The organism is Salegentibacter maritimus (assembly GCF_016236975.1).
Classification (GTDB): Bacteria; Bacteroidota; Bacteroidia; order Flavobacteriales; family Flavobacteriaceae; genus Salegentibacter; species Salegentibacter maritimus.
This window is the reverse complement of sequence record NZ_JAEHNY010000005.1, coordinates 263,774-275,426: the sequence shown is the minus strand read 5'-3', so window position 1 is coordinate 275,426 and position 11,653 is coordinate 263,774. Positions and strand designations below refer to the sequence as shown.

Annotated in this window: 6 protein-coding genes; 3 read left to right on the top strand and 3 right to left on the bottom strand. The window is 37.5% G+C overall.

The genetic code is table 11. The features are described 5' to 3' along the window. Positions 1 to 3,688: malectin domain-containing carbohydrate-binding protein (locus I6U50_RS07500; RefSeq protein ID WP_232805894.1), on the bottom strand; the 3,688-nt coding region annotated here is incomplete at its 3' end. Positions 3,689 to 4,318: 630 nt separating this feature from the next. Here I6U50_RS07500 and I6U50_RS07495 point away from each other — a divergent pair. Further along, on the top strand, positions 4,319 to 4,978 hold the full coding sequence (locus tag I6U50_RS07495; protein WP_198638393.1) for a haloacid dehalogenase type II: 660 nt from the start codon (positions 4,319 to 4,321) through the stop codon (positions 4,976 to 4,978). Positions 4,979 to 5,147: 169 nt separating this feature from the next. Continuing rightward, entirely contained in the window at positions 5,148 to 6,107 is a 960-nt protein-coding gene (locus I6U50_RS07490; RefSeq protein WP_198638392.1) for an aldo/keto reductase, read from the top strand. Between the two features lie 216 nt (positions 6,108 to 6,323). On the opposite strand, the gene hisS is transcribed toward I6U50_RS07490, so the two are convergent. Continuing rightward, the gene (gene hisS / locus I6U50_RS07485; protein ID WP_198638391.1) at positions 6,324 to 7,694 is read right to left on the bottom strand and encodes a histidine--tRNA ligase; all 1,371 of its coding nucleotides are present in this window, start codon (positions 7,692 to 7,694) and stop codon (positions 6,324 to 6,326) included. A gap of 168 nt (positions 7,695 to 7,862) precedes the next feature. On the opposite strand from hisS, the gene I6U50_RS07480 reads away from it, so the two are divergent. Beyond that, the gene (locus I6U50_RS07480; protein WP_193709798.1) at positions 7,863 to 9,110 is read left to right on the top strand and encodes an ABC transporter permease; all 1,248 of its coding nucleotides are present in this window, start codon (positions 7,863 to 7,865) and stop codon (positions 9,108 to 9,110) included. Positions 9,111 to 9,689: 579 nt separating this feature from the next. On the opposite strand, the gene I6U50_RS07475 is transcribed toward I6U50_RS07480, so the two are convergent. Continuing rightward, positions 9,690 to 11,258 carry an AbgT family transporter gene (locus I6U50_RS07475; protein WP_193709799.1) on the bottom strand — a complete coding sequence of 523 codons (1,569 nt, stop codon included), beginning with the start codon at positions 11,256 to 11,258 and terminating at the stop codon, positions 9,690 to 9,692. Positions 11,259 to 11,653 lie beyond the last annotated feature (395 nt).

Here is an 11,653-nt window from a genome sequence, read left to right as displayed (position 1 = left end):
TTGTACCGCCTATTTGGCCATTGGTAGGTTCTATAACTATTCCTGGCGGAGCGCCAATTATGCTATAACTTAAATTACCATCGCCCCCACTGGCGAAAACCACCAAACTGCCATCTAACACATCGCCCTCAAAATTAAACTGATCGTTAAGAGCCGTTACATTGATAGGCGTATCGGGCACCTGAGAAGACACCCCTAAAATCTCTATACCATTAATCAACGGATTTTCTACCGCACCGTGAATAAATGCAATCTCTAAAAGGCCATCGGTTACTTCTACTTCTTCTACAAACAACCCTCCTACCTGGTGACCAAATTGTGCAGAAAGGTCTATAGCCCCAAGGGAAGCAGGTAACACTCCTTCTATAGAAACATCAAAAATCCTTGTACCTGCTGCTGAAGTACCCGAATAGGAATTCCCCATATATAAACGAACTGCATAGGTGCCGGGACTATCCACCGGAAAAGCATAGGTCATATTGGGTTCGCCTTTGCCCCTATCAAAACGTTCAGTGTCATAAATACTTACCGGGGTCGTAGATTGATCGACCGCTGCGGTATAACTTGTCATTCCTCCGGAAAAGGTACTGTTAAGTCCGGGGTAGCTTAAATAAGCAGAATTGTTGTTAGCAGTATCTTCTTCCCAATCCAATTTCCCATCAATCGCCGTAATGGTAGGACCCCCAGCATTTACCCGGTATAAGACCTCAGCGATAGTCTGTTCCTCTATTACATTTACAGAAAAACTCTGCTCTATATATTTAGAATCGGCATCGGTAGCACGAATGGTAATCACTGAAACTGCCGGGGAATCGGGATAGCTTAGGCTAAGGTTACTGCCCGATATGACAGCACCGACAGCCGAATTGGTATTGCCCGAAACACTGTAAGTCAGGTTCCCTACACCGGCATCATCGTCAAAATATGGTAATAGACTAATAGTTTCTATAACCGCTCCTACATTACGTTCAATGTCGGAGAGCTCTGAGGCGATGGTAGGTCCTTCAGAAGTTACATTTAGAAAATCCCAGGTGCCTTCTAACTCTACACCGGGAGTATTGGAAGTACCTATCATGCCTACGGCCAAATCAATTTCAGTATTTTGCATAGCCTGTAAAATTGATCCTTCGGCAATAATACTACCTATGCTAACCTGGGGACCTGCATCTAAAGAATATTTTAAATCTACCTCTCCATTTGTAGGGTTTACAACAAAATAGAATGACACACTACTGCTTGGCCTTTCAATCTCAGGAATATTGATATTTAATGGGGATTGGGGAATATCGTTAATTTCCTGAAGCGCTATAAACCCTGTAGGGCTAATAACAAATTTTATATAATTGCTTTGGGTACCATCTCCTATAAAAAATCCGAGTTCTCCATTTGTGGGAGAATTAGCACCATAAAGCTGCACAGGCCCATTAAAATTGGCAATACCACCTTCTACCGTAAAATTACCAGCTTTAGCATGAACCTGAATGCCATATTGAAATGCCTTTTCCTGATTATTACTTGAACCCAATGCTGTACCGGAAGTCATTTGCATAGTCATTGCTCCAATCGCACCTCCAAGAATATCATTTTCATTAGGATCGTTTGGGTCATCACGTCTATCCAACCAATTTAACCAATTAGGGTTAGGATCTCCATTATTCATCAAACCGGTTAAACCAAGTCCCTTGTACCCTCCCAATTGGGTGTTACTGGTAAAAAGTTCATTAAATACCGGAAGCAAAAAAGCATCGCTTCCCGATTGCTTGGGGTTTCCTAATTGAAATACATCGCTTTCATCGGGTATACCGTCTGCGTCATCATCCAAATCATTTAAATCTGATAAATTATCTCCGGTATCAGACTTATCAAAATCGTTTGGCTGTGAGCCACCATTACAGGGGTCGGTACCATTATCTTCCTCATCCTGATTCTTATAACCGTCAAAATCATAGTCGGCATTCGCATCATAACCGGGATCTCCGGGTAATTTACACTCTCCAAAATCCTGAGGTTCCAAAACTATAAGTTTACCGTTCAAGGTAACTACCCATATGGTGCCCGGAAATATTTCATTATCGCTATTACAGGTAACACCCAAAGCGTCCCCTCCTAATCCTGATACAAAAGATGGAGTAAGTTTGTTAAGACTGCCATCGAGATTAAGTTCTACTCTTCTTAATTCGCCAGTATTTACACCAGCTATAAGATTCCCCTTCATCGTACCGTTAAAATTGCTGGCGGTGTATTCATCTATGCCGTTTGTATTGGTTCCCCAAATAGTTACTAGATCATCTACGGGCCCGTCGGGGTTTGCCAGGCCGGGTCCTCTCCAATCACCTTCAATAGGATTGGCAACCGTAACCGGGGGCCAGTCGGCCGGAAGCGCAACATCAGGATTATTTGTAAAGTCGCCGGAATTCTTCAATGGATGGTACTTTTTAGTTCTAAAAACAGCACCGGTAGTACCATTTTTAGAAGGATTTGTATATAATCCTGCTCCTAGCGGGTTAGCTCTAATTGGCGTGGGATGCCCTCCATAAAAGCTTCCGAAGTTATAATTTTGAATATCTGTGGTTACTAAGTGCAAATGATCTTCATTATTTATCTTTTCCCCTCCAGAGGAAACCGTGCTTCCAGGCTCATTCGGATCATAATCATTGGTTACTGCTCCTCCTCCTTCATTAAACGGAAAACCTCCCCAACCTCCGTTCGAGCCATTTTCTGTGACATATAAAGCTCCGGTTTCAGTTAAAACAAGGTCATAAGAATTTCTGTAGCCGGGAGAAAGAATTTGTACCGGTCCGCCGGGCACTATTTTAGCCTGATTTAAACCATCATTTCCTCCAAAAGGATCATTAACATCTATCCCATCATAACCAGCTGCATCGGGATTAGAAATACCATTTATATTTGGCCTTGTTGGGTCATCTACGGTAGGAAGATCGTATATGTATTTTCTGCCATTATCGGTTTTTACCGGCATACTATTTATCATATCTAAATTAACCGCCAGGATAGCCGCCGATAGAGCATATTCTGTAGTGTATGCGAAATTGACTGAAGGTGCACCCGCATTTGTGTGACCACCCTGCGCTACAATAAGATAATTTACACCATTTATATTTGCCAATTCCATCCCATTAGTAGCATGATTTTCTTCTGAACGCGGAAGACCACGAACAAGATCAACTACGTCCCAGGAATTTCCGTTCCAGCTAAACCGGGTAATAATACCTGAATTGGTATCTAGATTTGTATCTCCACTTCCGCCTCCACCACCTCCACCAATTCTAAAATCGCTGGAGGCTACATAAATTATAGGATTTGCTGCGGTACCTCCTACTGTAAGCCCGGTTGTTTCCCTAAAACTTGAGCTGTAAAGACTACCGTCGTCATTATGATCCTGAATGGTTGATATCCCCAAAAGGGTCTCCATATCAAGTACTTTATAATCTGTTACCGATATGCGCTCAATAGTTAAAATTTTGATAGCACCTGTATATTCAGCTACATATAGTCGCCCATCTGGTCCAAACATCAATGAAGTTCCATTAGATATAGAGCCATTTCCATTAAAGTCTAGGTTGCTTTGGGAAAAGCTTTGCGCATATAGACTAAGGTTAAAAAAACCTGCCCAGGATATTGCGAATAAAATAAAGGTACATCCCCTTAGAAAGTTATTATTTTTCATCCCTTTATATATTTAGTCAAAAAATTGATTCCAATAAATCACGATAGGTGCTAAATGGTCATTACTAAGGGGCAGATCTATATGGGTTACATGATATTAAGTCTTACGAATTACAAGAAGTTGTATAACTGTAAATTTCAAGACAAAAATTATTTGGGGATAGCAAATAAAACATTGTACCATTCAATAAAAAGCATACAAAATTTAAGAACTGTAATATTATGTGTTGGGGATAATCTGGGGAGAAAATTCTATACTAAATTTAGTGAAAAATTATTATTTAAAAAAATTATTGAGCTTCTCCCAAAAGGGTCAAGTAAAATATTGCTATAACACCTAGTCTGGTTTTTAGAATTGGCCAAGTCAATTTATTCAAAAATCTGAATATAACTATTGCGAAATCACCTTAAAACAGGTAACAATTTCTACTTTTAGTAAACCATCTCATGGAAAGCCTTCGGCAACGCATCCTTATTTTTGAGTAAATATATCCGGTTAATTGCTCGGTATACAATTATAGTTTAAAAGTAGTTTTAAAACTCTACAGCATAGAAATTCTATTATTTCATATGGATTCTTTAGTAAGCATATTTAAATAAACCTATCTTTCTTTGTTTAAACCTGTTTTATATGAAGCCTAAAATCATAATTTTTGATGTAAATCATACCCTTTTAAATATGTTTACTTTAAAAGAAGAGGTAAATGCTGCCCTGGAAAATGAAATGGGCTTTGAGATTTGGTTTCCTAAGTTATTGCATTATTCTTTGGTAGAAACCACTACCAAAAATTACAGGAATTTTACCGAAATAGCTCTGGAGACCTTTAGAATGATTTCAGATAAATTTGATAAATCCTTTACCAATTCGGAAGTAGCGAATATAATTTCAGAAATCACTAAACTCCCTCCCTTCCCAGATGTAAAACCGGGACTTGAGGAATTAAAAAACTCAGGTTACAGGCTTATCGCTTTCAGTAATGGTAAACCCGATGTTTTACAATCTCAACTGAAATTTGCTGAACTAAATTCTATTTTTGATGGAATTCATAGTGTTGAAGAAGTAAAAAAATATAAGCCACACCCTCGTAGCTATCAATATATTTTAAATAAGTATCGCGTTACAGCCCAAAAAGCATTAATGGTCGCTGCTCATCCCTGGGATATTCTCGGAGCAAAACGGGCTGGCCTTAAAACTTGTTTTATAGAAAGACCGGGAGAAATTTTTTATCAATTAGCGGATAAACCGGATCTAAGACTTAACGGGATTGATAAAATTTTACAAAACTTATAGAGGTTAAAACTCTAGAGAGATTAGGAGATCCTGAACTATAGTTTTCCCGTCTTTATCTAGCAAAACTCAAGTACGTATCAAATACTTCCTGTAACGTTAAATCCATTTAAAAATAATAGGATAATTCTTCTTTCTTCTTTGGGATGTTTATTTTTAGGAAAAAAGAAAGATGGAGAAAGTTAATTTAGGAAATTCAGGAATAAAATCTGCACCAATTATTTTTGGTGGAAATGTGTTTGGTTGGACATTAGATGAAAAAGAGTCATTTAAAATGCTCGATGAACTTTTTGAACTGGGTTTTACCACCATTGATACTGCCGATGTTTATTCTCGTTGGGCAGATGGCGTACCTCACGGGACTTCAGAGAGAATTATTGGTAAATGGATAAAAACCCGTAAAATAAGGGATAAAGTCACGCTTATTACCAAAGGTGGCTCTTGTTTGCAGCCCGGCGGACCAAAAAATAATTCCAGAGATTATCTTACCGGTGCGGCAAAAGATTCCCTTTTAAGACTTCAAACCGATTATATTGATCTTTATTTTACTCATTATGATGATAAAGAAACCCCTGTGGAAGAGGCCCTGGAAGCTTACCAGAGTTTTATATCAAGTGGCGAAATAAAGCATATTGGGGCTTCAAATTTTTCTGCGGAAAGATTACAAAAATCCCTTAGCATCGCTGCAGAAAAAGACCTGCCCCCTTATGAGGTTTTTCAACCGGAATATAATTTAATGGTACGCGACAAATTTGAAGGAGAAACAGAAGAAATTTGTTCTAAAAACCAATTAGGAGTCGTTCCTTATTTTTCTCTCGCCAGCGGATTTCTTACGGGAAAATATCGTAAAAAAGAAGATTTTGAAGGAAAAGACAGGAAAATATTTACAGAAAAGTTTTTAAACCCACGCGGAGAAAAAATCCTAAAAAGCCTGGACCAAATTTCTGAAAAACATCAGGTTTCTCAAGCCGGCATTGCGCTTGCCTGGTTAATGAAAAGACCCGGGGTGAGCGCACCAATTGCCAGTGCTACCAAATCTTCTCACCTTAAGTCCTTTATTGAGGCTATTGAAGTAAACCTATCTCAAGAAGATATGCAGGTTTTAAATAAAGCGAGTGAAACCCAGGATTAATATCCACCTATAAATTGAAATAAAAAAATAGTCCCGAAGAAATAGTTCCCCGGGACTGTTTTTATTGAAAATTAAATTCAGTTGTATTGAAACCGCCTGAAAGTATTTAGAATAAGAAAAACTTCTAATCTTAGCTATTAATTCTGCAAAAACAGTTTCTTAAACTATAATTAACTACCTCGGGATATTACACCCTTTGGCGGTGCCAATAAACGCTTAGGCTAGAGCCGAAACCAGTTCGGCAAAATCTACTTTTTGTTGCTCGCCTGTTTTCATATTTTTAAGGGTAAACTTCTTTGATTCTATTTCTTCTGCCCCTGCCAGAATCACAAAAGGTATTTCGCGCTTATTGGCGTAATTCATTTGCTTTTTCATCTTCGCCGCATCCGGAAACAACTCGGCAGTAATATTTTCACTTCTTAGTTTATTTACAGCCTTTAATGCATATAGCGCCTCGTTATCACCAAAGTTGATAAAAAGAGCCCTGGTGTTTTGGGTTACTGCTTTGGGAAAAAGATCAAGCTCCTCCAGAACAAGATAAATACGATCCAGGCCAAATGAAATTCCAACACCACTCATATCTTTTAGACCAAAAATTCCGGTTAAGTCATCGTATCTACCGCCACCACCAATAGAACCCATTTTTACATTTTCAGGTGCAGAAACTTCAAAAATAGCCCCGGTATAGTAGTTAAGTCCGCGGGCCAGGGTCACATTTAAATCAAGTTTCGCTGTCTTTAATGGCATTTCAGCCATTGCTTTTTCAATAAATTCCAATTCCTTAATACCTTCTTTTCCGGTTTCAGAATCAGCCAATATTTCTTTAATTCCAACAATTTTTTCAGTAAAAGAACCTTTTAGACTAAAGATTGGCTGAATTTTTTCAATGGCGTTTTCAGAAATTCCTTTTTGCAACATTTCTTTCTTTACGCCTTCTTCGCCTATCTTATCCAGTTTATCCAGCGCCACTGTAAAATCGATAAGTTTATCCTTTTCGCCAATAACTTCAGCAAAGCCAGAAAGTACCTTTCTATTATTAATTTTAATAGTAACACCTTCTAATTTTAAAGCTGAAAAAACGGCATCGTATAATTGTACGAACTCCACTTCCTGCCAAAGGCTTTTACTGCCAACTACATCTGCATCACATTGAAAAAACTCTCTAAAACGTCCTTTTTGTGGCCTATCGGCACGCCATACCGGTTGAATTTGGTAGCGTTTAAAAGGAAAATCTATTTCATTTTGATGTTGTACCACATAGCGGGCAAAAGGTACGGTAAGATCATATCGTAAGGCTTTTTCACTAATGGAAGAAGTAATCTTTAAACTGTCTTTAGCCTGATAAGCTTCAGCATTAGCCTTCTTTAGAAAATCGCCCGAATTCAAAATTTTAAAAATTAATCGATCTCCTTCTTCCCCATATTTTCCCATAAGGGTATCAGAGTTCTCAAAACTTGGGGTTTCTATTGGTTGAAAACCAAATTTTTTAAATTCGGTTTTAATTTTATCGAAAATAAAATTTCTTTTAGCAACTTCGGCCGGGTTAAAATCTCGAGTTCCCTTTGGGATAGAAGGTTTTTGTGCCATAAAATATGTAAGGTATAAGTACTTTTTTAGTTTAATTTGAACGCTACAATGCGCTTTAAACAGCGCTGCAAATATCTTAAATTTTAAATGAACCCAAACAAATTTCAGATTTTAAGTAACATTCTCCCACTTATGAAGTCTAACTAAATAGCACTGAAAACAATTTCTATGTTTGGGTTATTTAAGGAAAATGTAAGTATCGCTTTTAATTCAATTAAAAGTCAACTATTACGAACCATACTTACCGTATTAATTATCGCTATTGGCATCACAGCTTTGGTAGGGATTTTAAGTGCGGTAACTGCTTTAGAAAATACCATTAGTAGTGATTTTGCTTCTATGGGAGCCAACACCTTCAATATACAACGTTATGAATTTAATTCCCAACGTCGTGGCGGTGGTGAGATAGAAAAAGTAAACCCAATAATAAGCTATCGGGAAGTTAGAAAGTTTGAAGAGAATTATCAATATCCAAAAGCACAAACTGCAGTATCATTTACCGGAACTACAGTTGCCGAAGTAAAATATCTTAACGAAAAAACCGATCCCGAGGTAAGAGTGCTTGGTGTAAATGAGAACTTTCTTGAGAACTCTGGGCTAAACCTGGAAACCGGACGTGAATTTAATATTTTTGATATTCAAAACAATAATAATGTAGTAATTCTGGGCTCTGATTTTGCTAAACCCGAAGGCCTTTTTAAAGGAGAAGACCCTATAGACAAAGTAATTAGCATTAGAGGGGCGAAATTTAGGGTTATTGGAATACTTGAATCTAAAGGTTCTACTTTCGGGAATAATCAAGATCTAAGGGTTTTAATGCCTATACAGGTAGCACGCTCTATGTTTACCCAACCTCAAATTAACTATGCAGTAAGTGTAAAAGTTGATGATAAAGAGTTATTAGAAGGTGCGCAAGATGAGGCGATATTAACCTTTAGAAATATCAGGAAACTCAACCCTATAGAAGAAAATAATTTTGGGCTGGAACGAAGTGACGATCTCATTAATCGAATTTTTTCCATTACCAGCTATCTAAATTACGCTGCATGGATTATTTCTATCATCACCATATTTGGTTCTTCTATTGCCTTAATGAATATTATGTTGGTGAGTGTTACCGAAAGAACACGTGAAATTGGGGTTCGAAAAGCCCTGGGAGCAAAAAGACGAACAATTGCAACCCAATTTTTTATGGAAACCCTTATTATTGGACAATTAGGCGGTATCCTTGGAATTATTTTGGGTATATTAATTGGAATGGGGGTTTCGGCAGCAGCCGATTTTGATTTCACCACCCCCTGGGTTGCTATTCTTTGGGCCACCGCTATTACTATTTTGGTGGCTATTCTCGCCGGAAGTTACCCGGCAGCTAAAGCTGCAAAACAAGATCCTATAGAGTCACTTAGGTATGAATAAAGTTGAAATTAATACATTATTGAGAACTACCGGTTTTCTTCCCCCTCTAGTCCCATAAGTCGTTTTTGCCCAAAATTTTCTTACGTAACATACTTTTTTGCGTCACCAATAGATACTGCCATTAATGGCAGCAAATTCTCGGGAATTTCACCAAGTGGCCGACCTGGTTTGTGCTATTTCAAGATATTTTGATCTGATATTTATAAATCTCTTTTTGGGTCTAAGAGTTACTTAATTTCTAAAAATAGTCATTTCAAATTTTAAATGGTATTCTCTTTAAGAAAGGTTACACTGCCACCATAAATACCCTTTTAAAAAATTAGTTGGAAAAGAATTTCCTCTAAAAAAACTTGATGAAGCTTTTGAAGCGGCCAATAGCGGTAAATATTATAGAATAGGTATAAATCAAGATAATTAGAATTATAAAACTTCTGAAAATCAACAGCTCTTTTTGATTCTCAATTGCTGTAAAACATCAGCAAAGAATTCTGTTTCTATTTGGTATGTATTAACTAATTACTTGAAAAAAGATGCTCTTATGCTGAGCATCTTTTTTTGTATATAAGAATTCATCCAATTTTATGATGCCGGATAAAGATAATTCGCTTCAAAACTCAATGGAATTCCCAGCCACCAATAAACTAAAAGAAAAATAGTCCAGGCCACTAAAAAGATAGCCGAAAAAGGTAGCATCATAGATATTAGGGTTCCTATTCCCATACCTTTAACATAGCGCTGGCCAAAGACAACCACTAATGGAAAATAAGGTAAAAGAGGAGTAATAATATTAGACACCGAATCCCCTACTCTATAAGCCGCCTGAGTAAGGTCGGGCGAAATCCCCAATTGCATGAGCATAGGTACAAAAATAGGTGCTATAAGTGCCCATTTGGCCGATGCAGAACCCACCATTAAATTTACAAACGCACTTAAAATTACAATACCAACTATAGTTACCTGCCCCGGCAAATCTAATGCCTGAAGAAAATTAGCTCCTTTTATAGCTATTAAAAGCCCAATATTTGAACGAGAAAAAGCATCTATAAAAAGTGCCACAAAAAAGGCCATAACAATATAATAGCCCATGCTTTCCATAGATTTTGTCATACTCTTTATTAAATCTCCTGAAGATTTATACTTTCCAGATACAAAGCCAAAAACCAATCCGGGAATCAATAGTAATACAAATATTAAGGGAACTATTGCTTTCATTAAAGGTGCATGGAATGAAGTAAGAGATTTAGTCTCGGGATCAACCATTCCGGGACCTCTTAAAGCTGAATCTTCAGGATATGCCCATAGAAACAAACCAACCAATCCGAGAACCATTGCCAGGAACCCCAACCAAAAAGCTTTACTTTCTTTAGCCGAGACCTTTTCCATTTTTGGCATTTGATCTTCATCTCCATCTATTTTCACTTTGGCAAGCCTTGGTTCTACTATTTTATCGGTTATCCACCAACCCACAAGTACTATTAATAAAGTTGAAGCAGAGGTAAAATACCAATTATTTAATGGATTTAAATTAATATTAGGATCCATAATTCTGGCGGCTTCCAAAGTAAAGCTCATAATAAGCGGGTCTATAGCCGAAGGGATAAAATTTGCAGAAAAACCTCCAGACACCCCTGCAAAGGCAGCGGCAATACCAGCTAAAGGATGGCGCCCGGCTGCGTAAAAAATAACACCTCCCAATGGAATTACCAACACATAACCGGCATCTGCAGCGGTATGACTCACAATGGCTATTAAAATAAGCATTGGAGTTAGTAATTTCTTGGGTGTGAAATTTAGTAGCTTTTTAAGGCCAGCATCAATCCAGCCCGAATGTTCTGCCACCCCTACACCCAGCATAGCTACCAAGACTATTCCCAGAGGAGCAAAAAGCACAAAAGTATCTACCATATTGGCAAGAAATTCGGCTAATTGATTTCCGGTAAGTAAATTTTGAACATTAAGGCTATCACCGGTCATTGGATGAGTTTCCCCAAAATCAAAAGGAGATAGAAAAGCCGATAAAACCCATATAAAAATGAGTAAATAAAAAAATAAAATTGCGGGATCTGGTAATTTATTCCCCATCTTTTCAACTAAGTCAAGAGCCTTATTTAACATGCCCTTTTTAGGAGAATTAACTGCGTCTGCCATAATTTAAATTAGATAGAATGTTAATGAAGTGCTAAAATAGAAAATTATTAAAGAAGTATTCAGCAATCCTTAAGTGAAATCATAGAGGAAGCCTTCTTTATACCTTGGCCATTTCTATAACCTGATTTTTGTGCCAAAAATTAATTATAGCCCATTAGCCAAATTAAAAGAATAATGCTTTCTTTTTTTGGAGTTGCTTTACGTAGTTTATTTTTTAGTACAATGCCTTATTGAATCCAAAACAACAATTACATCCGAAACACGATAAACTAAAATACCTCGTTGCAAACCAACGAGGCATTAAATGGATTTTTTTTGTATTTCGAGTCAAGCCCCGGAAGATCCTATACTATCGGGATAAAACTTGGATGGTTCCGTAGAATCCAAGCTAATTA